Genomic DNA, 21,783 nt, shown 5'->3' with positions numbered 1-21,783 from the left:
GGGGCACGCGACCCGGTTCTTGGGGGGAGGAAAGCCTCTCGGGCCCCGCTGGATGCCGCTACAACTCGCCGAAGGTGTCGTACCGGATGTGCGGCGGCGCGACGTCGTCCCCGGCGAGTGCCCGCAACGTGCTCCGGACGACCCGCGCCGAGCCGGACACGTAGCAGTCGTGATTGGTCCAGGGACCGTACCGGCCGACGACGCCGGCGATGTCGCCCTGTTCGCCCTCGAAGTCCGGGTCCTGGCTGCACGCCGGCGTCACCGACAGCCAGGGATGGGCGGCCACCAGCTCCCGCAGGCCCGGCAGCCCGTACAGGTCCTCGGCCCGCCGGTCGCCGTAGAAGACGTGCACCCAGCGGGTCCTGTTCCAGGTCGTCAGCTCCTCGATCAGCCCCTTGATCGGGGCCAGCCCGACCCCGCCCGCCACGCAGAGGATGTCCCGCTCCGAGGCGCGGTCCACCGTCATCGACCCCATCGGCGCGGCCACCCGGAGCAGGTCACCGGGCTTCGTCCGGCGGACCAGCACCCCGGAGAGCCAGCCCGCCCCCGGCGGCGTCCGGACGTGGAACTCCAGGACGTTGTCGTCGTTCGGCGCGTTCGCCACCGAGTACGTCCGCCACACCCGGGGCAGGTGCCGGGGCGCCTCGACGCTCACGTACTGCCCGGCCCGCCAGCGCAGCGGATACTGGAGGGCCCGGACGGTCAGCACGGCGGTGTCCGGGCCGTACCGCTCGTGGGTCAGCACCTCGGCGTGCCAGAACGGGGGGTTCTCGTCCGCCTCCGCCCCGGCCAGCATCCTCTCGACGATCGTCGCGTGCGTGTCCCGCCACGCCTGGTCGTACTCCAGGTTCCAGCCGTCCCCGGCCGTGCTGCGCAGCGCGTCCAGCAGCGCGATCCCCGCGGTCTCGTAGTGGCCCGCGTCGACGTGGTACTTCCGGTGGTCCCGCCCGAGGGACCGCAGGTACTCCTCGAAGCTCTCGACGTCGTCCACCGCCTGGATCGCCGTGACGATCGCGTCCAGGTGGCGGTTGCCCTGGCCGGCCATGTCGGCCGGAAAGAGCTGGCGCAGGGCGGGATCCAGGCGGAACAGCCGGGCGTAGAAGTACTCGCCCATCTGCTCCCGGTTTCCCTCGACCAGGGCCCAGCTCTCCTTCAGCAACCGCGCGAAGTTGTCCACGGGTTTCCTCCTCCTGCCGGTGCATCGGGCACCCACAGAATGTCCACGCAGCGTGTGCGCCGGTCGCACAGAGTGTGCGACCGCCTCACGTCGCCCGTCGGTCGTGTTGCGCGGCGTGAGGCTGTCGTGTTGCGCGGCGCCGTGAGGCGGTCGTGCTTGGGGCAGCGTGAGGCGGGTGTGCTTGGGGCAGCGTGAGGCGGTTGTGTCCGGGCACCGCGAGCCGGTCAGGTCTCACGGACGGCATGCGGGCGGTCGTGTCCGGGCGGCCGTCTGGTCGGGCACAGTGGTGCGGTGACCGTTGAGGAGCTCACCCGCCCGGTGTCCCGCCGGGTCCTCGGCACGGAGACGCTGCTGGTACTCGGGCTCTCGCTCGGGAAGTCGGCGGTGTACGCCGTGGTGTCGATCATCGCGAAGCTGACCGCGGAGGGGCCGCTGTCCAAGCAGACCGCCGCCCTGAACACCTCCCATTCGCCGAGCCGCCCCTGGCTGGACCTGACGTACCAGCTGCTCGGCATCGGGTTCGCCCTGCTGCCGGTGCTGCTCGCCGTACACCTGCTGGCGCGGGACCCCGGCGACCCGGCGCGGACCCTCGGGGTGGACTTCCGCCGGCCCGGGACGGACCTGGCCCGCGGCGCCGGCCTCGCGGCGCTGATCGGCCTGCCGGGCCTCGCGCTGTTCTGGGCCGCCGCCCAGCTCGGCGTCAACGCCACCGTGGTCCCGGCCGGCCTGCCGGACGTCTGGTGGGCCGTGCCGGTGCTGATCCTCGCCGCCGCGCAGAACGCCGTCCTGGAGGAGGTGATCGTGGTCGGCTACCTGGTCACCCGCCTGCGGCAGCTCGGCTGGCGGGTCGGGGCGGTGCTCACCGCGAGCGCCCTGCTGCGCGGCTCCTACCACCTTTACCAGGGCTTCGGGGCGTTCGTGGGCAACGCCGTGATGGGTGTGGTGTTCGGCCTGTTCTACCTGCGCACCCGCCGGGTGATGCCCCTGATCGTCGCGCACACCCTGCTCGACATCGTGGCCTTCGTCGGCTACGCCCTGCTGCCGAAGTCCTGGTTCGGCTGGCTCTGACAGCTCGCTTGCCACAATGTCGCCGGCATGGCGGCAACCGGCCGGCCGGGACACCGCCATGTCGCCGACATGGAGTCGATCACCCCGCCTGTCCGATGGACCGGGCCGGGGACGGCCGGTAGGCGGCGACCGCCCGGGCGGCCAGCCGCGCGGCGGCGGCGGAGTCCCCGCCGCCGCGGCCAGCGCCGCCGCCCCGGCACCAGCCGCGACGCCAGCCGGAGCCCCAGCCAGCCGCCGGCCTGCGCCGCCAACGGCGCGGCCAGCCGCCAAGCCGCCTCGACCGCCCGTGGCCAAGGCTGCTCTCCGGGGCCGCTCGCCGCCCCGCCACCCCCAGCGCCGACCGGGCGCTCTCCGCGTCCGGGTGCACCCGGGTCAGCACCAGCAGCTCCACCGCCCGGTCACGGTCCAGCGGGTCCCGGCCGTACGCGGCCGCCAGGTGCAGCACCAGGTTGGCCTGCGTCCAGAGCACGGCCGCCAGCTCAGCCACCGGCGCCAGCACCCCGGCGAGCGCGGCGCCCGCCCCGCCCGCCCCCGCCAGCCGCACGAACCGCCGGGTGGCGAGCCGGGCGAGGCCGTCCGCCGTGGCATCCGGGTACGCGGCCAGGTGCCACGCGACCCAGTCGCGCGCGGACGGCCCGAGCGCCCGTACCGCCGCCAAGGCGAGCAGCTCCGGGGCGAACCCGGGGTGGTGGTCGAGCACGCGCGCGGCCGTCGACCGCAGATCCTGTCCGGGGGTACGCGCCGACGGGGCAGCCGGGGTTCGACCAGTTGCTTGCGCCGCGGCATCGCCCTGCGGGGCGGCCAGAGGCCAGGTCGGGGGCTCGGGGGCAACCCCCGTGTGCGCGGCGACGGGCGGGGCGCTCGGCTCCGCCTCAGCGAGGGGCCGGAGCACCGACTCCCTCCCGGCGGCGGGCCCGCGGGTCAGCTCCGACCCGGCGGCGGCCTTCTCGGCGGCGGCCTTCTTCGGCCGGGCAGCACCGGCGGTCTTTCGCGGCGCGGCGGTCTTTTGCGGGGCGGTTTTCTGGGCGGCTGCGACACTCGCCGAGTCGGAGGTCTTCCGCGGTGTTGCGGTCTTCCGGCCCGGCGTGGTCGCCGCGGCCTCCTCCATCGGCATCCGTCGCCCTCCGGCGAGCCCGACCGGCGTCAGTGACCTCCATCTCAGGCGAGCCGGGTGCAGAGTCACCCCGGCCGTCCGGCGCCTCGCCGTCGGGTCGCGCCGGTACGGCCAGAGCTGGCGTCCCCGCCATCGCCCCACCGTGTGCCTGATCACTTTTCGCGGCCGTGAGCTCCGCCGGTGCCGGTGCCGGTGCCGGCGCTTCGGGCAACTGGCCGCCGTCGGAGCGCTCGATCATTCCGGAGCCGGTGGGCGGCCGCCGGATCGCGGCGTCGGCAGGGGCCGCTGGGTCCGCCGGAGCGGTTGGGTCTGCTGGGTTGGCCAGGTTGGTTGGGTCCGCCGGGGCCGCTGGGATAGCGAGGTTGGCTGGGTCGGCCGAGGCGGCTGGGTCGGCCGAGGCGGCTGGGTCGGCCGAGGCGGCTGGGTCGAGCGCCGCCCGGCCGGGTGGTGCCGGGGACACCGGGTGGCCCGGTTCCGGCGGCTGGAACAGCACCGCGGGAGCCACCCTGGCCCGGCGAGGCCGCGGCGGCTCGTCCCGCGAAGTCGTCTCCTCGGCGGGCGCCGGAGCGGGGTCGGGCAGGATGGGGGGTGTGAAAGTCGGGCGGGCGGAACGGCGTCGGCGCGCCTCAGCAGGCTCGCGGCGGGGCGGGACGCTCGGCGGCTGCTCGTCCATGTCGATGGAGCGTAGTCCGGATCGGCGGCCCGCACAGCGCGAGCGCCGCCTTACCCGCTTGGGCGGACCGGACCTGGCTGGCCGGCCCACGGAGGTCGACGGGGCGGCGTACCGATAGTCGCTTTGCTCCGGGCGGGTCCGGGGCTGTATCCTCGGGCCCGGTGGTCTACGGGCCACCGGGGAGACTTCGCCTAGTCTGGTCTATGGCGCCGCACTGCTAATGCGGTTGGGGTCTTAAAGCCCCTCCCGGGTTCGAATCCCGGAGTCTCCGCGCGAAAGCCGGGTGTGTAGACTGGCCGAGCAACAAGCGCCCGTAGCTCAACGGATAGAGCATCTGACTACGGATCAGAAGGTTAGGGGTTCGAGTCCCTTCGGGCGCACAAGATCAAAAGAGCCTGACCTGCGGAAACGTGGGTCAGGCTCTTTGCTTTTCCGTCCCTTGTAGACGTGTGGCTGCTCGGTGGCTGCTCGTCCGACGAGCATCCCCTCCGTCTGGCCCAGTCCGGTGGGTTTCGGGTGCGTCCGGTCCGGGCCGGCGGGCGGCTGGGGTCGATGATCACTGAATTGATCATCGGTTGTCGATGCTGTGGTGGGCGTCGGGCTGCCTTTCTGAGGTCCCTGCGGTTTCGGCCCGCCGTCGCGTACCTCTCGGCTGAACAATCCATGTCGGTTGCGCTGCTCAGGGTCGGCGGTCGGTGCAGAGAACCACTTCGGCGAGGTCGCGCCGGTCGTCTGGATCTGCCGCCGGCCGCGCGCCCGCTGTGCCGATGAGCGGATATCTGATCATGCTGAGCCAGGTTCGGGCCTGCGGCCTTCTGCGCGGAGAGGTGGTCCGTTACGAGCGCGGGGCATCGGCTACGCCCAGATGGTCGCCTGCTGGCATGTCGGTCAACGACGGCTGAAAAGTGGATCAGTTTTCACGCGTCGACGATAATGTCGGCGTCGGCAGGGTCGGGGCTGACCCGCCGCGGGGGCGCCTCGTAGGAAATGAACTCGAGCAGGCTTCCATCAGGATCGCGAAAGTAGACGCTTGTCCCTGTCCCGCCGGCACCGAATCGCCGAACAGGTCCTGTTTCCACCTCGACATTGTGTCGTCGGAGGTGTGCCACCGCCTCCTCGATCGGCCCCGCCCAGACGAAGCAGATGTCACTGTTGCCCGGGCGAACGGGGAGACGGGCAACATTGTCCGAAAGGTCGACACCCGGCCCGTGAACGTTCAACTGGTTGGGGCCGACTCGGAACGCGACGCGGTCGCCGCCAACGCCGATCACCTCAGCGCCGACGACATCCCGATAGAAGTCGGTGGAGACCCGCCAATCCGAGACAGCAATGACTGTGTGGTCCAGTCGAGTCACGGGCGCCATCTCTCGACCTTACTTCGCGAGGTCGCGCCCACGGGTCGTCCACGGGCTCTGGCTTGCTTGCTCTGTACCGCTGGTCTCACCCAACCCTGACACCTATGGGTCCCGCGGGCGGCCGTCTGATCCCTGCGATCTCCCGCGAGGTCGACTCCTTATCTTCAAGGATGTGAAGGGGGCGGCCCGTATCCACGAGTCCCGGGCCGCCCCGTCCGTCATTGAGGCATGGTCTTGTCGTCCGTCACCATGGCCGGCCCTGAACTGCAGAGGCTCGGTCAGCGTGGGTTGACCCGGCGATGCCACGAAGGAGCCGTCGCCAAACCTGGGCGTGAGGCACCCGCAATACGTGGCATCCCAGCCCGAGTGCGGGCACGGCGCTTGCCGGACGGGACCACAGCTCGCCGCTGTCTGCGGTTGGTCAGCCCTTTCACGTTCGCGCGTGGCTCGTCGCCCACTCGAGCGCGTAGTCGGCCACCTGCTCCCAGCCAGGCTCGACGCCGGTGAAGTGTGAGCGGTCCGGAAACTCGTAGATCTCAGTCGTCGCCTCGGAGTTGCGGTATTTCTTCGCGTTCGAGCGGATCACCGAGGGCGGCATCAGGTGGTCTTTGCCGCCAATGATGAACAACAACGGAGCACGATCGTCCAGGTCGTAGTCGACCCAGGTCTCCTGGTGCCCCGGCTTCCAGTTGGCTGTCAGGCCATAGGTCCAGACCCAGTTGCCGGGCGCCGGGATGTGGAGGCGGTCGTACGCGGCGTCGGATTCCTCCCTGCTGACCGTGTTGGCGAAGGCATAGTGGAACTGCTCCTTGGTGAAGCCCACCGCGCGGTGCCGGTTGGCCGGGTTCTTGAGGACTGGGAACAGGGACTTGATCTGGGCCGGCGGGTTCACCCGCACGCCCTCGGGTGGCGCCGAGTCGATCACCACCGCGGCGGCACCCAACCCGCGGTTCACCAAGAGTTGGGTGAAGGTCCCCCCGAAGGAGTGGCCCATGATGATCGGCGGACGGTCCAGGCTCTCGACCACCTCGCTGAGATGGTCGAGCGTTGCGGGAACCGAGGCCTCGGCGATGACCTCGGGTCTTTCCCGCAACGCCTCTACCTCGATCTCGAATCCCGGGTACGTCGGCACGAAGACCTCATGGCCCTTCGCCCGGTAGTGCTCCACCCAGCAGTCCCAGCTTCGGGCAGTCATCCACAGCCCATGGATCAGCACGATCGGCAGGGCATTCGTCGTCGGCTCGCTCATGATGCTCCTTCCGAGGGCTGCAGCAATCGTCGGAACCCTCGGACAGCGGCAACCTCACGCCGCAGGGAGGCAGTCGCGGCCCGCCGGCGCACGCTCTGCGCCGCCTCCGGGTCGCCGGTCGCTTCCATGAAATCCTAGCCGTCCGCACATCACCCGGAAGCGGAAGCGACGTGTACGCCCGGACGCGTTGGTGGCCGGCCGCCGAGGTAGCGTCCCTGTTCGCGGGCTTGGGCCTGCATCACGGCTATGAACGGGTCAGGTCAGGCCGGTTGGAGGAACTCCAGCAGTTGGCTCGTGAGTTCGGCGGGCCGTTCCTCGAAGATCCAATGGCCGCAGTTCTCGATGACGCCGCCGCTCACGCTGGAGGCGTAATGGGCGGCCTGTTGGGATACGGCGTCCCCTAGGCTCGCCTGGGCGCCGAGGGCGAGCACCGGCATGGCGAGTTTCGTCTTGGCGTACTCGGCGTTGTCGGCGACGTCCTGTGGAAGGGCGCGAAAATATTCGAAGCTCGCCCGCAGGTGGGCGTCGTCCTGAAGGTACCGGGCGTACTCCGCGACCTCGTCCGCGCCGATGGCGGTCTTCTGCACCTCCATCGAGTCGGTGAACCGATCCACCCAGAGCTCTTCCCGGCCGGCCACGATCTGCTCCGGAAGGCCGTTCGGGAGGCTGAAGAACCCGAAATTCCACAGGCCCGGCCCGCTCGGAGTGAGCGACGGAGCCTGATACAGGCCCTGGTCCGGGATGGGCGCCTCGGTGAGGACGAGCTTGCTCACCTGATCGCCATAGGCGGCGGCGTACGCGTACGCGACCATGGTGCCGATGTCGTGGCCAACCAGGCAGATGTCTCGTTCGAGCCCGAGTTGGGCGAGTAAGTCGTGTACGTCCCGGGCGAGGGTCTTCTTGTCGTATCCGCTTGCCGGGGCGTCGCTGCGGCCAGCGCCGCGCAGGTCGGGCGCGATGACGGTGTACCGCTTGGCAAGCTCCGGCAGAACCTTGCGCCACATGAACCACGTCTGCGGATAGCCGTGCAGCAGGACCAATGTCCCACCCTGACCACCCCGTACGTAATTGATCGTGATCTGGCCGACCCGGGCCGTCTGTTCCGTGAATCCGGGTGGGATCCGTGCGCCGTCCATGCCTCCCCCTCGCAGTCGTCAGTCCGTTCCGCGTACCCGACACCACGGTCGGCATGCCCGAATCGCCTCGGCTAGCGGAGCGGCCGGAAACCGGCACGAAGCTCTTCGGCGAGGAGCTGCGGTTGTTCCCAGGCCGCGAAGTGCCCGCCCCGGTCGAGCCGGTTGTAGTGGATGAGATTGGAGTACGCCCGCTCCGCCCAGCTGCGCGGCGCCTGATAGAGCTCGTCGGGGAAGACGCTCACGGCGGTCGGGACGGAGACGCCTTTCGCGGACAAGAAGGACAGCTTGTTCTCCGCGTAGAGACGAGCCGCAGAAACGCCCGTGTTTGTCAGCCAGTAGAGGGTGATGTTGTCGAGGATGTCGTCCCGGGTGAGGCCACCGGGTTGGCCGGCGAAGGCTCGGCAGATCAGCTCCAGGCTGGCTGCGTCATGGTCCAGCATGAAGCTCGCCAATGCGATGGGCGAGTCCGCGAGTCCAGTCAACGTCTCGGGGCGCGTCCCCATCACGAGGGCGTACGCTCCATGCTTCCAGAAGAAGTCGAGCTGCCCGCAGGCGCGCTTCTCCTCTTCGGAGAGGTCGGAGGGCAGCTTGCTGAGTGCCTTGTTTATCCCGGTGATGTCGGACTGGATCAGTGCATCGATGTCGGGGGGAACCGTCCCAGGCATGTTGGTGTGAATGCCGAGCAGTTCCGGAGGCGCCTGCAGGCCGATGAGGTCGGTGATGAGCGCGCCCCAGTCGCCGCCTTGGGCGACGAATCGGGTGTAGCCGAGGCGCTTCATCAGTTCGATCCAGGCGCGTGCGATGTGTTCCGGGCCCCAGCCTGGCGTGGTCGGCTTGCCGGAGAACCCGTAGCCCGGCAGGGACGGGATCACCAGATGGAAGGCGTCCGACGCGCTCGCGCCGTGTGCCGTGGGATCGGTGAGCGGACCGATGATCTTCAGCTGCTCGATGACCGAGCCGGGCCAGCCGTGTGTGACGATGAGCGGCAGGGCGTCTTCGTGTTTCGATCGGACGTGGATGAAGTGGATGCCGAGCCCGTCGATCTCGGTGATGAAGTTCGGTAGTGCATTCAGCCTCGCCTCGACCTTGCGCCAGTCGTACTCCTTCTCCCAATAGCGCGCGAGCGCCTGGCTTGTTTCGAGCGGTACGCCCTGCGACTGATCATCGACGGTCTGCCTCTCGGGCCAGCGCGTGGCCCTGATGCGCGCGCGCAGCGCCTCGAGTTCCGCCTCGGGGACCTCAATCGTGAACGGCCGGACACCTGCGATGCCCACCCGCTCTTCGGTCTTGACAGCCACACGGGCCTCCGCTCCTCGCCAGGGCATCCGAGTACCACCTCGATCGGGGCCTACACCTGGTTGTCGCATGAGTTCGGCGAGCCGAGCCGAGACGGGTGGGTACCGGATTTGTCCGGCAGCCCGACGGGGGGACCGCTGGATCGGGCGCCTGTGCCGTCGAGCGCTGCGGCAATGCCGGCCTGGTGCTCGTTTCCTGCCGCAACGATTCGGGACGTGGGCCCCGGAGTCGGGTGTCGACCACGAGACGCTGCGCAACTCGGTGGCTCAGCCGCGGCAGGAACCGGTGCAGCAGGGCGGGTCTCGGCGCGGTGGCACGACCCGTTAGGTAATGATTACCAATGGTAGTGACGGCGTGGGGGTGGGCGATTGGCCGGAGGTGGCAGGTTGGCCCGGCTGTCCCGTACTGTGGGTCTGCTGGGGCTACGCTACCCCGGCGGGCCGGAGCTGAACGAAGAGCGGCATGCCACCTGGCTTGAACTCTTCTTCGATCTGGTATTCGTCCTGGCCCTGCTGGGCGTGACCGCGCGGTTGGACATCCGGGCATCGCCGAGTGTGCAAGAACTCGCCGTTGCCATCGTGCTTTACGTGCTCATTCAGTGGTCATGGATCGGCCAGTCTTTCTACGACACCCGCTACGACCCGGACGACACTCTGCACCGACTGCTCGTGCTGGCTGCGACGGTTGGTGCTGGCGCCATTACCTTCGGCGTGCAGCAGGCCCCCTCCGGGCTGCTGCTGCCGGTCGGGTACCTGATCGTGCGTGGCTGTCTGCTCCTGATGTACCTGCGAGTCCTCGCAGCCGACCGGTCCGCCTGGGATCTGGTCGCCGTCTATCTCACCGGATTCGGTACCGGGTGGTTGCTCTGGGCTGGGTCACTGGCCATCTCCCCGACCGTACGACCGGCAGTGTGGATCACCGCCCTGGCTGTTGAGCTGCTCACCCCGTGGCTCGGCCGCCGCTGGCTGCGCCGCCATCCCGTACACAGCACCCACCTGCCTGAACGGCTGGGACAGTTCACCATCATTCTGCTCGGCGCCACGCTGACCAACCTGCGTGACGCGGTACCCACCGCCCACCCGCCCGCCCGCGTGGTGGCCGCCGCCGTTGCGGCCTTCCTTCTGCCCGCCAGCATCTGGTGGATTTACACCACCTACGTGAACAGCAGGCTCGCCGTGCCGCAGTTGGGCAGCGGTCAGGGCTACGCCTATCTCCACTCACCCGCTGGCGCGGCCGTGCTCTTCCTGGGATGGGCGCTGGGCGTTGTGGTGTACGAGATCGGTCAGTCGCGTCAGATGCCGGTCAACGCGCGATTCGTGCTGGGCGGGTCGATCGTCACGTGGATGCTGTGCGGGTTGGGTCTGCACCGCTTCGCTCTCGGTCGCATGCCCCGGCGCCGGTTCATCGTTGGCCTGGTGGGAATCACGCTGGCCATCGTGGTGACGCTGGTGGTCACCGAACCTGGCCTGCTGCTCGGGCTCACCTCGGCGATTCTCGTCGGGTACGCGATCGTGGTCAGCCCGCAGATCGTCAAGGCCACTAAAGGCTATCGATGAGTCTTCCTGCGGTATCGGTGGCGCCCGCCCGAACGACTGCCCGCTCAGCCCTGTTCGACCCATTGCGCCCAAGGGGCTTAGTCGGGGGGCTTAATAGGGCCTCGCATATGCCTGGCCGTGGTCCGCTTACCAGCCCCGTGGTTAGTCGATTCTAGGCGGGGTACGCACTCGGGCAGGCGTGTGTAGACCCTGAGCATTCTTGCCGACCCCTGGAGGGGAAGAACGGTGTCACACGAGTACCGCAAGAGCCCCGAGGCAGTTTCTCGGCTGTCGCCGGAGCAATACCGAGTCACTCAGGAGGCGGGGACGGAGCCGGCCTTCGACAACGCCTACTGGGACAACGAGGAGCCGGGGATCTACGTCGACATCGTGTCGGGTGAACCGCTGTTCGCTTCCGTCAATAAGTACGACAGCGGCACCGGCTGGCCGACCTTCACCAGGCCGATCGAATCGGAGAACGTGGTCGAGGTCCGAGAGTCGAGCCACGCCATGTTCGGCACCGAGGTCCGGTCGGCGCACGGGGACAGCCACGTGGGCCACGTGTTCGACGACGGTCCCCCAGAAACTGGCGGACTTCGTTACTGCATGAACTCGGCGGCGCTCCGGTTCATCCCACGCGACGACCTCGAGCGTGAAGGCTACGGCGAGTACCGCAGAATTTTCGAGCACCCGGACGGGGAGCGACGATGACCGGGACGACTGCGAAGGCGATCCTGGCCGGCGGCTGCTTCTGGGGCATGGAAGACCTCATCCGGAAACACCCGGGCGTAGTCGACACCAGGGTCGGATACACCGGCGGAGACGTGCCGAACGCGACGTATCGGAACCATGGATCTCACGCCGAGGCGGTCGAGGTCGTCTTCGACCCCGCGAAACTGGCCTACCGAGAGCTTCTCGAGTTCTTCTTCCAGGCCCACGACCCGACAACGAAGAATCGCCAGGGCAACGACGTGGGAACCAGCTACCGGTCGGCCATCTTCTATTGCGACGAGCAGCAGCGAAAGGTCGCCGAAGAGACGATCGCCGACGTCGACGCCTCCGGCCTGTGGCCGGGCAAGGTGGTCACCGAGGTCACCCCCGCTGGCCCCTTGAGGCCGAGCCGGAACACCAGGACTACCAGGAGCGAAATCCCGGGGGTTACACGTGCCACTACGTCCGGCCGAACTGGAAGCTTCCCCCTCGCAACGAGAACGCGAGTTAGCGCGCGGGTAGGTGTAGACGCCCCTGCCGGGAAGCTGCCGACGGGTGGATCTACCAGGTAGAACAGGTTGTTCACCGGGGAGTGCTAGCGGACGCGGAAAAATGGCTCTGGCACGGTCTTGGTGATCGCGGATCGTTGATGGTAGATCCTGCTTTGTGTCTATAGTGGAGCTTCTAGCGGTCTTCTTCCCGCACCTGGCCGGGCTGCGGATCACGAACGTGTTGGCCAAGGGCTCGACGGTGCGGGTCCATGCCGAGACCAACAGCGCCGCGGCCAGATGCCCGGCCTGCTCCAGCGTGTCGCGGCGGGTGCATAGCCGGTATGAGCGGCGGCTGCTCGACGGTGCGGTCGCGGGCCGGGAGACCGTGCTCCACCTGCGGGTACGGCGCTTCTTCTGCACCTTCGCCGGCTGCGTGCGCAGGGTCTTCGCCGAGCAGGTCGACGGGCTGACCGTGCGACACGGCCGCCACAGCGCCCTGGCCCGCCGGATGCTGGAGGCCGTTGCCCTGGCGTTGGGCGGCCGGGCCGGCGCCCGGCTGACCGGCCGTCTCGGGCCGCAGGTGGGCCGGATGACGTTGCTGCGCCTGGTCCGCGCCCTGCCCGAGCCGCCCACACCTGCGCCGGTCGTGTTGGGCGTCGACGACTTCGCCTGGCGCCGTGGCCACACGTACGGCACGGTGCTGGTCAACATGGCCACCCACCAGGTGATCGACGTGCTCGATGACCGGTCCGCCGACTCCCTGGCCGCCTGGCTCAACGCCCATCCCGGGATCGAGGTGATCTGCCGGGACCGGGCCGGCTGCTACGCCGAAGGCGCCGCCCGCGGCGCGCCCGCCGCCATCCAAGTGGCAGATCGCTGGCACCTGCTGCACAACCTGTCCGACGCGGTGAACAAGGCCGTCGCCCATCACCGCCGCTGCCTGCAACCCCCGCCCGAGGCACCGGCTCAGGCCAACCCCACCCCGGCCGCCGTGCCGGCGGCGCCCGACGGGCTACGGGTGCAGCGCACCCGGGCCCGGCACGCCGAGGTCCACGCCCTACGCGAGCAGGGCCTGGGCGTGTATACGATCGCCCGCCGGCTGGGGTTGGATCCCAAGACCGTGCGCCGCTACGCCGACGCCGCCGATCCCGAGACGCTGCTCGGCCCGAACGGCACCGCCCGGGATAGCATCCTCGACCCGTTCAAGCCCTACCTGCAGCAACGCTGCGCCGAAGGAGTCCCCGGCACCAACCAGCTCCTGGCCGAAATCCGGGCGCGTGGCTACAAAGGTGGCGAGCGGACGCTGCGCCGCTACCTGATCAGCATCCGCGGCCGCAACGAACCAGCACCGGTGCCGCCACCGGCCCCGCCAACCCGGGACATCACCGGCTGGATCATGCGCCCTGTCGACAAGCTCACCGACGAACACCAAGCGGAACTGGAGCGGCTGTGCGACCTGTGTCCCGATTTGGCCGCCATCCGTGACCTGGCCCGCGGATTCACCGACCTCGTGCGCACCCGCGGCGGCGAACGCCTGACCGCGTGGGTCGAGCAGGCCGAACAGGGCAAAATCGCCGAGATCCGCTCATTCGCCAGCGGACTGCGCAAGGACTGGGACGCGGTCAAGGCCGGCCTGAGCATGGTATGGAGCTCAGGCGCTGTCGAAGGCGCCGTCAACCGCATCAAAATGCTCAAACGGCAAATGTACGGCCGCGCAAACCACGACCTACTCCGCCGCCGCATCCTGCTCGCCGACTGAGATCGACCATCCGCGATCATCAAGACCGTGCCAGAGCCGGAAAAATCCTTGTTGGCGGACAGTTGAGTCCCTGCTCGCGGACAGCAGAAATCCTGCTGGGCGGTCAGGTGATCTCCGTCTCGGGCACGTGAAAGTGGATCTCTCCGGCCGGTTGGCTGCTGGTTGCTGACCTTCGCAACCCACCCGGACCGGAGAGACCGTGACCAAGTCTGACAGGGAGATCATGGAAATCTTGGAGTCGTACGATGCGACTCGTTGTGCGCATTCCGCGGCGCAGTTGGCTGGGTGTGACCCGAAAACGGTGCGCCGGTACGTGGCGTTGCGCGACGCGGGTGGCGGGGATCCGCTGCTGGCCCGGACAGCGCCGCGACCGAAGCTGATCGACGCGTTCCTGCCGAAGGTGGAAGAGCTGGTCGACGCCTCGAAGGCAAAGATCCGCGCGGACAAGGTGCATGAACGCCTGATCGCGATGGGGTTCACCGGCACCGAGCGCACTACGAGGCGGGCGGTCCGGGAGGCGAAGATCGCGTGGCGGGCCGGGCGGCGGCGCACGTATCGGCCGTGGGTGCCCGAGCCTGGGTTGTGGTTGCAGTTCGACTGGGGTGACGGTCCGCGGATCGACGGGCGGAAGACGTATCTGTTCTGTGCGTGGCTGGCCTGGTCGCGGTTCCGGGTGGTGATCCCGGTCTTCGATCAGACGATGGGTAGCTTGATCGCCTGTCTGGACGCGACGCTGCGCCGCCTCGGTGGGGTGCCGGCGTATCTGTTGGGCGACAACGCGAAGACGGTCACCGTCGAGCACGTCGCCGGGGTCGCGGTCCGGCATCCGACCGTGGTCGCGGCGGGCCGGCATTACGGGGCGACGGTGCACTCGTGTGAGCCATTCGACCCGGAGTCCAAGGGCGGCGTCGAGGCCACCGTGCGGGTCGCCAAGGCCGATCTGGTGCCCACCGAGACCAACCTACGCGCGGCGCCTACAGCACGTTCGCCGATCTCGTTGCGGCGTGTGAGCAGTGGTGTGAGCACATCAACGCCCGTATCCATCGGGAGACCGGTGCGGCGCCGGTCGACCGCCTCGCCATCGAACGGGGCCACCTGCACGTGCTGCCGGCCGACCCGCACACCGCCGCGTTGGGTGAGGAACGTCTGGTCAACGACGACCAGACAGTCCGGGTCGGGTCGGTGCGCTACTCGACGCCGCCCGGGCACGTCGGCACGAGGGTGTGGTGCCGCACCGTCGGTGAGGAACTGGTCATCGTCGCCATGACGAACACGGGCACCGCCGAGATCGCCCGACACCCACGGTCCACCCCAGGCAACCCGCGCATCCTCGACGAGCACTACCCGCACCACCCCGGCGGCAACCACCCGCGCCCACCGCGGCCACGGGCCCGCAGCAAAGCCGAGGCCGACTTCCTTTCCATCGGTGACGGCGCCCATGCATGGCTGGTCGAGGCCGCTGCGACCGGCACCAGCCGGGTCCGGGCGAAGATGGCCCGCGCGGTCGAGTTCGCCACCATCCTCGATGCCACCCGCGTCGACCAGGCCCTCGGCCTGGCCGCCGCGGCCGGCCGGTTCGACGACGCGGATCTCGGCGCGATCCTGGACCACCTCGCCACTCGAGGCGAGCCCGGTGACCTGGTCCGCGCCGACGAAACCTACTCCGCGCAGCCCGGCACCGCCTCCTGGGAGAGGTTCGGCCGATGACCGACACACCCGCCGCAACAGCCGATCAGGGTGTGGTCCTCGACCCGGACGAGGCCGCCGATCTGGCCCGCCTGCTCGACCTCATCGAGGACTGCCTCCTGCACGCCGACGACGACGTCCGAGCAGACCTGGCCGGTTTCCTCGACGGCAGCGGCCACGGCCACCTCGCCGCGGCCGGCCTGGCCGCCCTCGTCGGACACAACGCCACGACCCTGCACCGCCGACTCCGGAAGGCCACCACCCGATGACCCGCCCCACCCCGACGCCGGCCCGTTCGGCACCGGCCCTGCCCGACGACCTGGACAAGCTCCTGCGCCGGATGCGGCTGCCCTACCTGCGCGCCGCCGCACCGGATGTCATCGCCACCGCGAAGGCTCAACGCTGGGACCCCGCCGAAGTCCTCCGCGTGCTGATCAACGAGGAGGTCATCGGCCGCGACGCCGCCACCCGAAGGATGCGCCGCAAGACCGCGAACTTCCCGACCGGCAAGACCCTGACCACCTGGCGACCCGACGACTCGTCGATCCCCGCGGCCACCCAGCAGGCCCTGGCAACTCTGGAATGGATCGGCCGGGCGGAGAACCTTGCCGTGTCCGGCCCGTCCGGCACCGGGAAATCACACTTCGTCGAAGCCCTCGCCCACGCCGCGATCGAGGCCGACCTGCGGGTGGCCTGGTTCACCCTCGAAACGTTGACCGGCACGATCAGCCGGGCCAAAGCCGACGGCTCGACCGCCCGCACCGTCACCCGGATCTGCCGTGCCGATCTGATCGTGGTCGATGACATCGGCATGCTGCCCGCCGGGCAAGACGCCGCCGAAGCGTTCTACCGCATCGTCGACGCCGCCTACGAACGCCGCTCCATCGCCGTGACCAGCAACATCCACCCCTCCGGCTTCGACACCCTCATGCCCAAAACCCTCGCCACCGCCACGGTCGACAGGTTGCTGCACCACGCCCACCTGATCACCACCCAAGGCGACTCCCACCGGCTGCAACAAGCCCTCACCGGCAAAGGGGTACACGCCCTGACCTGACCACCCACACGGAGATCACCTGACCACCAGCATGGATTTCTGCTGTCCGCCCACAAGGAGAGCTCAAGGCCATCGGACAGGACTTCGTCCTGACCCTTGACAGGGAGCGAGACCTAGATCATTGCGTACCTGTTCCGGATCTTTTGACACGGCCTGACTGCCCGCTTACAAGCTCGGTGCAGCACGTCCGCGCTGATCCCGGACGGGTCGAGAGGCCGAGGTAGGGTGCATCGCTGCGCGTCGGTTGACGCGGCTCGTGGAGTCCTTCCCGTGTTCGCCCGATCCGGGCCCATGGGTTACGCGCTGCCGCCTAAAATCGGGTAAAGCCGACATCACGGGCGCGAGCTACTGCACCTCTCTCGCGACTCTTCGGCGGTTCTGCGGTACCGGCCGGTCCGGCCGGCATGCCCGACGGGGACGAATCGGAAGGACAGCGGCATGAGCTACATCACCGCCAAGGACGGCACCGAGATCTATTACAAGGACTGGGGTGCGGGCCCCGTTGTCATTTTCTCCCATGGCTGGCCGCTGAACGCGGACGCGTGGGACGGCCAGATGCTCTTCCTCATGCAGAACGGTTTCCGGGTCGTCGCGCACGACCGCCGTGGTCACGGCCGGTCAAGCCAGGCCTCCGGCGGTAACGACATGAACGGCTACGCAGACGACCTCGCGGCGGTCATCGAGGCGCTCGACCTCACCGACGTCACACTGATCGGGCACTCGACCGGCGGTGGTGAGGTCGCGCGCTACATCGGCCGCCACGGGACGAGACGGGTCGCCAAAGCCGTCCTTATCTCCGCCGTGCCGCCGATCATGGTGCAGACGCCGGACAACCCCGAGGGCCTACCCATCGCCGTCTTCGACGAGATGCGCGCCAACCTGATGAAGGACCGATCGCAGTTCTACCAGGACCTGGCGCAGATGTTCTACGGCGCCAACCGGCAGGGGGCGAAGGTCTCGAAGGGGATCCTCGACCAGTTCTGGCTGTGGAGCATGCAGGCCGGCCTGTTGAACGCTTACGAGAGCATCAAGGCCTTCTCCGAGACCGACTTCCGCGACGATCTCGCCAAGTTCGACATCCCCACCCTGGTGCTGCACGGCGAGGACGACCAGATAGTCCCGGTCAAAGACTCGGCGAGGAAGACCGCCCAGCTCATCGCGAACGCCAAGGACATCTACTACCCGGGCGCGCCGCACGGCATCACGTCCACCCTCCAGGACCAGGTCAACGGTGATCTGCTCGCGTTCCTGAGGAGTTGACCGAGGCCATAGCTGTCCCGATCCCTGTGCCTCGTTGCCCGGAGCGCTGGCGGGCGTCGAGCATGACCCGCTCGACGCCCGCCGCGACCACTGTCTCGGCCTTAGCTCAGGCCGTGCAACTGCTTGTACTCGACCATGTAGGCGAGCTTTCCGGGCTTGGCGTCCGAGTACGGCTTGCTCAGCTTGTCGAACTCACCCTTGTTGGCGGCCTTGCCGTCGTTCCGCTGGTCCAGCGCGCCGAGCTGCGCGGCGGTGAAGCCGCTGTCGACGACGCTGTCCTCGGGGAGCGCGGTGATCGCCTGCTTCGAGGTGGAAGGCGCGAACCTGTTTCAGGCGGTCGACGCCGCCCGTCGGCAGGCCTACGCGTTGGCCGGGTTTACGGCCAGTCGACACGGCGGCGAGGGCCGGCCGCCGATGCTGGCAAAGTTCCATGTGGGCACCTACAGCGACATGGCTGCGGCGACGTTCGATGTCAAGAACCCGCCGCTGGTAGGCCTTGCCGAGATCGCGCAGATGGCTGGCGGAAAGGTCAGCCGGGAGGCGGTGCGCCAGTGGGCGCAGCGCGAGGACTTCCCGCCGATCATGGGTCGGGTTTCGGGGAGTCCGGCGTACTACCGGCCCGAGGTCGAGGATTTTCTTGGCTCTGGCACGGTCTTGGTGATCGCGGATCGTTGATGGTAGATCCTGCTTTGTGTCTATAGTGGAGCTTCTAGCGGTCTTCTTCCCGCACCTGGCCGGGCTGCGGATCACGAACGTGTTGGCCAAGGGCTCGACGGTGCGGGTCCATGCCGAGACCAACAGCGCCGCGGCCAGATGCCCGGCCTGCTCCAGCGTGTCGCGGCGGGTGCATAGCCGGTATGAGCGGCGGCTGCTCGACGGTGCGGTCGCGGGCCGGGAGACCGTGCTCCACCTGCGGGTACGGCGCTTCTTCTGCACCTTCGCCGGCTGCGTGCGCAGGGTCTTCGCCGAGCAGGTCGACGGGCTGACCGTGCGACACGGCCGCCACAGCGCCCTGGCCCGCCGGATGCTGGAGGCCGTTGCCCTGGCGTTGGGCGGCCGGGCCGGCGCCCGGCTGACCGGCCGTCTCGGGCCGCAGGTGGGCCGGATGACGTTGCTGCGCCTGGTCCGCGCCCTGCCCGAGCCGCCCACACCTGCGCCGGTCGTGTTGGGCGTCGACGACTTCGCCTGGCGCCGTGGCCACACGTACGGCACGGTGCTGGTCAACATGGCCACCCACCAGGTGATCGACGTGCTCGATGACCGGTCCGCCGACTCCCTGGCCGCCTGGCTCAACGCCCATCCCGGGATCGAGGTGATCTGCCGGGACCGGGCCGGCTGCTACGCCGAAGGCGCCGCCCGCGGCGCGCCCGCCGCCATCCAAGTGGCAGATCGCTGGCACCTGCTGCACAACCTGTCCGACGCGGTGAACAAGGCCGTCGCCCATCACCGCCGCTGCCTGCAACCCCCGCCCGAGGCACCGGCTCAGGCCAACCCCACCCCGGCCGCCGTGCCGGCGGCGCCCGACGGGCTACGGGTGCAGCGCACCCGGGCCCGGCACGCCGAGGTCCACGCCCTACGCGAGCAGGGCCTGGGCGTGTATACGATCGCCCGCCGGCTGGGGTTGGATCCCAAGACCGTGCGCCGCTACGCCGACGCCGCCGATCCCGAGACGCTGCTCGGCCCGAACGGCACCGCCCGGGATAGCATCCTCGACCCGTTCAAGCCCTACCTGCAGCAACGCTGCGCCGAAGGAGTCCCCGGCACCAACCAGCTCCTGGCCGAAATCCGGGCGCGTGGCTACAAAGGTGGCGAGCGGACGCTGCGCCGCTACCTGATCAGCATCCGCGGCCGCAACGAACCAGCACCGGTGCCGCCACCGGCCCCGCCAACCCGGGACATCACCGGCTGGATCATGCGCCCTGTCGACAAGCTCACCGACGAACACCAAGCGGAACTGGAGCGGCTGTGCGACCTGTGTCCCGATTTGGCCGCCATCCGTGACCTGGCCCGCGGATTCACCGACCTCGTGCGCACCCGCGGCGGCGAACGCCTGACCGCGTGGGTCGAGCAGGCCGAACAGGGCAAAATCGCCGAGATCCGCTCATTCGCCAGCGGACTGCGCAAGGACTGGGACGCGGTCAAGGCCGGCCTGAGCATGGTATGGAGCTCAGGCGCTGTCGAAGGCGCCGTCAACCGCATCAAAATGCTCAAACGGCAAATGTACGGCCGCGCAAACCACGACCTACTCCGCCGCCGCATCCTGCTCGCCGACTGAGATCGACCATCCGCGATCATCAAGACCGTGCCAGAGCCAAGTCTGATTGGCCGTTGACACGCCACCACACCGCCGGGGACCGCCTGCAGGAGCGCACGGCAGCTGACCTGAACCTGTCGGCCTCGCCCGTCTGCCACAGCCATCACGATATCCGTCTCGCCTGCGGGACCGCCGTGTGCGCCGGACACCAGGGCCGTGTCCGCCTCGGTCAGCGCAGTGGTGAAGGCTGCCGTTCCCCTGGCCCGCCGGTACCGCTGCTGGAGGGCAGCGACCTGGTCATACGCGGCTGTGAGTGCGCCGTTGGTGTCGAGGACCTCATCACAGCGTCTCCAGAAGGCTCGGTCCGGGTGCTGCCGTCCGACTTCGGTGTTCGCGATCGTGCTGCGACCGCTGAGCACCCTGGGCGCCAGTGAGTGCTGGGTGTAGCCGGCTGCCTTGCGGTACCCGGCCAACTGCTGGCCGAGCGCGCGCCACGCCTCGCTCACCTCGTGTGGGTCTGCCATCGCCGTCGCCTCCCCGGGCCATCGCGCCTCGGTCGGCGTTGCGTAGGGGACGAACACCGTAAGAGGCGGCCTTCGATGCGAATGGTTACCCTACCGCGCGGTCGTGGCTGCGCGCGTCGTTCACGCGCCGCGACCCCGTTGCAGTATTAGGCCGCTGGCGTGCAGGATCGTGATGACGGTCTGTTCGAGAGTGCTGGTCCCGGGGATGACGGTCTCGCCGGGACATCGAGCAGGTCGCGGTGGGTGTACCAGTGGCGCATCTCGTCCCTGGAACTCTCGCTCGGCCCTGTCGATTCCGACGCCGAAGGAATCGGCCTCCTGATCCAACCTGAGTTTGATCACCGGCTCGCAGCGCGATGGGGGACTGCTGGCGATGGTTTGCGCGGGTTGCTTGATGCTAGGCGCCGATCTGTCGCTCATATACAGCGCGGTGTTTCCCTGGCCCCTTGTAGTTGTAGATCACGGACACGCCCTGCTCCGTGGTGTCTCCGGGAACGTTGCTGAAGTCCATGGCGAGCCAGGCTTTGTGCGCGGCGTGGTTGTCGGGTTCCGATGTGAGGAAGAGGCGCTGGCATCCCCAGAGGGAGCCTTGGCGGTGAACGTCTTCTACGAGCGCCCGCGTGATTCCTATGCGGCGGTGGTTGGGGTGCGTCATCACGTCCTGCAGGTAGATCTCTGACGGGTCGACCTGGCTTCGGAAGGCGATCACGCTGCCGACGACCTGTCCGTCGGTGATGGCGAGTGGGCAGGTGTTGGCGAACAGCGTGGCGTACAGCCAGTAGTCCGATGAGCCACGCAGCCTGATGTACGGCTCTCCCAGTGCCAGCAGTTTCTCGAGGTCGGGGATCCGGTCGACGGTGAGCGGGGTGATGATCATGAGCGGTTTCCTTCGGTGAGCGCGATCGATGCGGCGAGGTCCCGCGCGGCGACGGCGGGGTCCAGGGAGTCGGTGACTCCGCGACCGACGACGAGGATGTCCCAGAGCGTCGTCTGCTGGCTTCGACGTCGGTTGGTTCGAAGCCGCCGGAGACCGCGACCGGAAGTTTGGTCCACGACCTGATGAGTTGTGCCTGGTCGAGAGGGTGGAAGCCGGCTATGCCCAGGTCGATGTTCGTGGTGATGGCGAAGCCGTCGACTCCCGCGAGTTCCATGTCCTGGACCCAGTCTTGGACCAACCGGCCTCGGGCACGTCGATGACAACGCCGAACTGGCCGTCCTGGACGCCATCGACGCGCGCGCCTACGCCAACGAGCTAGCCAAAAACCCGAGCTATTGAGGTCTTGCCCCGCCTGACCACCAAGCCACGGCCGGGACACCACCCCTGGTGGGCACCGTAAACCCGGGCGCCCACCAGGGCGCGGGCCAGTCCGGTGAGTTGGTAGTTGAGCTGGGTGAAGATGTCGGCGCTGCTCCATGCGGTGAAGTAGCCATAGACGGT

General features: G+C 68.7%; 17 protein-coding genes, 2 tRNA genes and 3 pseudogenes. 13 read left to right on the top strand and 9 right to left on the bottom strand.

Translation table 11 applies throughout. The features are described from left to right. Nucleotides 1-58: 58 nt before the first annotated feature. Nucleotides 59-1,177, bottom strand: a complete 1,119-nt coding sequence (locus tag JD77_RS11130) for a globin domain-containing protein (RefSeq protein ID WP_145774180.1) — start codon at nt 1,175-1,177, stop codon at nt 59-61. 291 nt (nt 1,178-1,468) lie between these two features. Between JD77_RS11130 and JD77_RS11125 the strand changes: the two genes are divergently transcribed. Then, entirely contained in the window at nt 1,469-2,245 is a 777-nt protein-coding gene (locus tag JD77_RS11125; RefSeq protein WP_145774179.1) for a CPBP family intramembrane glutamic endopeptidase, read from the top strand. 79 nt (nt 2,246-2,324) lie between these two features. Here the strand turns inward: JD77_RS11125 and JD77_RS11120 are convergent, their stop codons facing one another. Then, nucleotides 2,325-3,359, bottom strand: a complete 1,035-nt coding sequence (locus JD77_RS11120) for a hypothetical protein (protein ID WP_246140627.1) — start codon at nt 3,357-3,359, stop codon at nt 2,325-2,327. A gap of 853 nt (nt 3,360-4,212) precedes the next feature. Between JD77_RS11120 and JD77_RS11115 the strand changes: the two genes are divergently transcribed. Together JD77_RS11115 and JD77_RS11110 are read left to right on the top strand one after the other, a co-directional pair. Then, nucleotides 4,213-4,303, top strand: a tRNA-Ser gene (locus JD77_RS11115). 36 nt (nt 4,304-4,339) lie between these two features. Beyond that, nucleotides 4,340-4,412, top strand: a tRNA-Arg gene (locus JD77_RS11110). Between the two features lie 537 nt (nt 4,413-4,949). Here JD77_RS11110 and JD77_RS11105 read toward each other — a convergent pair. From JD77_RS11105 to JD77_RS11090, 4 genes are all read right to left on the bottom strand, one after another. Next, on the bottom strand, nt 4,950-5,396 hold the full coding sequence (locus tag JD77_RS11105) for a VOC family protein (protein ID WP_145774178.1): 447 nt from the start codon (nt 5,394-5,396) through the stop codon (nt 4,950-4,952). 421 nt (nt 5,397-5,817) lie between these two features. Beyond that, nucleotides 5,818-6,636, bottom strand: a complete 819-nt coding sequence (locus JD77_RS11100) for an alpha/beta hydrolase (protein WP_145774177.1) — start codon at nt 6,634-6,636, stop codon at nt 5,818-5,820. Nucleotides 6,637-6,896: 260 nt separating this feature from the next. Further along, a complete protein-coding gene (locus JD77_RS11095; protein WP_246140626.1) occupies nt 6,897-7,676 on the bottom strand; it encodes an alpha/beta fold hydrolase in 780 nt (259 codons plus the stop codon). A 167-nt stretch (nt 7,677-7,843) separates the two neighbouring features. Beyond that, nucleotides 7,844-9,070 carry an epoxide hydrolase family protein gene (locus tag JD77_RS11090; RefSeq protein ID WP_246140625.1) on the bottom strand — a complete coding sequence of 409 codons (1,227 nt, stop codon included), beginning with the start codon at nt 9,068-9,070 and terminating at the stop codon, nt 7,844-7,846. Nucleotides 9,071-9,454: 384 nt separating this feature from the next. Here JD77_RS11090 and JD77_RS11085 point away from each other — a divergent pair, with 384 nt between their 5' ends. From JD77_RS11085 to JD77_RS11040, 10 genes and pseudogenes are all read left to right on the top strand, one after another. Beyond that, nucleotides 9,455-10,624, top strand: coding sequence for a low temperature requirement protein A (locus JD77_RS11085; RefSeq protein ID WP_170286426.1), 1,170 nt, complete (start codon nt 9,455-9,457; stop codon nt 10,622-10,624). A 225-nt stretch (nt 10,625-10,849) separates the two neighbouring features. Then, a complete protein-coding gene (gene msrB / locus JD77_RS11080; RefSeq protein ID WP_145774173.1) occupies nt 10,850-11,314 on the top strand; it encodes a peptide-methionine (R)-S-oxide reductase MsrB in 465 nt (154 codons plus the stop codon). Further along, the gene (gene msrA / locus JD77_RS11075) at nt 11,311-11,886 is read left to right on the top strand and encodes a peptide-methionine (S)-S-oxide reductase MsrA (protein WP_145774172.1); all 576 of its coding nucleotides are present in this window, start codon (nt 11,311-11,313) and stop codon (nt 11,884-11,886) included. Before msrB ends, msrA begins: the two co-directional genes overlap by 4 nt. Before the next feature lie 103 nt (nt 11,887-11,989). Next, nucleotides 11,990-13,564 carry an ISL3 family transposase gene (locus JD77_RS11070; protein ID WP_145774168.1) on the top strand — a complete coding sequence of 525 codons (1,575 nt, stop codon included), beginning with the start codon at nt 11,990-11,992 and terminating at the stop codon, nt 13,562-13,564. A gap of 223 nt (nt 13,565-13,787) precedes the next feature. Next, nucleotides 13,788-15,271: pseudogene (gene istA, locus JD77_RS11065) on the top strand (IS21 family transposase). Next, nucleotides 15,268-15,519, top strand: a complete 252-nt coding sequence (locus tag JD77_RS11060) for a hypothetical protein (RefSeq protein WP_145774171.1) — start codon at nt 15,268-15,270, stop codon at nt 15,517-15,519. Before istA ends, JD77_RS11060 begins: the two are co-directional and overlap by 4 nt. After that, entirely contained in the window at nt 15,516-16,307 is a 792-nt protein-coding gene (istB, locus tag JD77_RS11055) for an IS21-like element helper ATPase IstB (RefSeq protein ID WP_145774170.1), read from the top strand. Before JD77_RS11060 ends, istB begins: the two co-directional genes overlap by 4 nt. Before the next feature lie 438 nt (nt 16,308-16,745). Beyond that, on the top strand, nt 16,746-17,567 hold the full coding sequence (locus JD77_RS11050; protein ID WP_145774169.1) for an alpha/beta fold hydrolase: 822 nt from the start codon (nt 16,746-16,748) through the stop codon (nt 17,565-17,567). Between the two features lie 156 nt (nt 17,568-17,723). Then, nucleotides 17,724-18,242 (top strand): hypothetical protein, encoded by a 519-nt coding sequence (locus JD77_RS32010; RefSeq protein WP_170286425.1) that lies wholly within the window; start codon nt 17,724-17,726, stop codon nt 18,240-18,242. Between the two features lie 25 nt (nt 18,243-18,267). Then, complete coding sequence (locus JD77_RS11040) at nt 18,268-19,842, top strand: ISL3 family transposase (RefSeq protein WP_145774168.1); 1,575 nt, start codon at nt 18,268-18,270, stop codon at nt 19,840-19,842. Between the two features lie 341 nt (nt 19,843-20,183). Here JD77_RS11040 and JD77_RS33530 read toward each other — a convergent pair. The 3 genes and pseudogenes from JD77_RS33530 to JD77_RS35460 form a co-directional block, all read right to left on the bottom strand. Continuing rightward, nucleotides 20,184-20,345 (bottom strand): annotated as a pseudogene (locus tag JD77_RS33530) (helix-turn-helix domain-containing protein); the annotation flags it as partial. A gap of 397 nt (nt 20,346-20,742) precedes the next feature. Beyond that, nucleotides 20,743-21,222, bottom strand: a complete 480-nt coding sequence (locus tag JD77_RS11030) for a GNAT family N-acetyltransferase (protein ID WP_145774167.1) — start codon at nt 21,220-21,222, stop codon at nt 20,743-20,745. A 468-nt stretch (nt 21,223-21,690) separates the two neighbouring features. Further along, a pseudogene (locus JD77_RS35460) lies at nt 21,691-21,783 on the bottom strand (IS5 family transposase); the annotation flags it as partial.

Origin of the sequence: Micromonospora olivasterospora (genome assembly GCF_007830265.1) — a bacterium.
GTDB classification, from domain to species: Bacteria; Actinomycetota; Actinomycetes; order Mycobacteriales; family Micromonosporaceae; genus Micromonospora; species Micromonospora olivasterospora.
The sequence above is the reverse complement of the archived record's forward strand: the minus strand, read 5'-3'. Positions and strand labels throughout refer to the sequence as shown.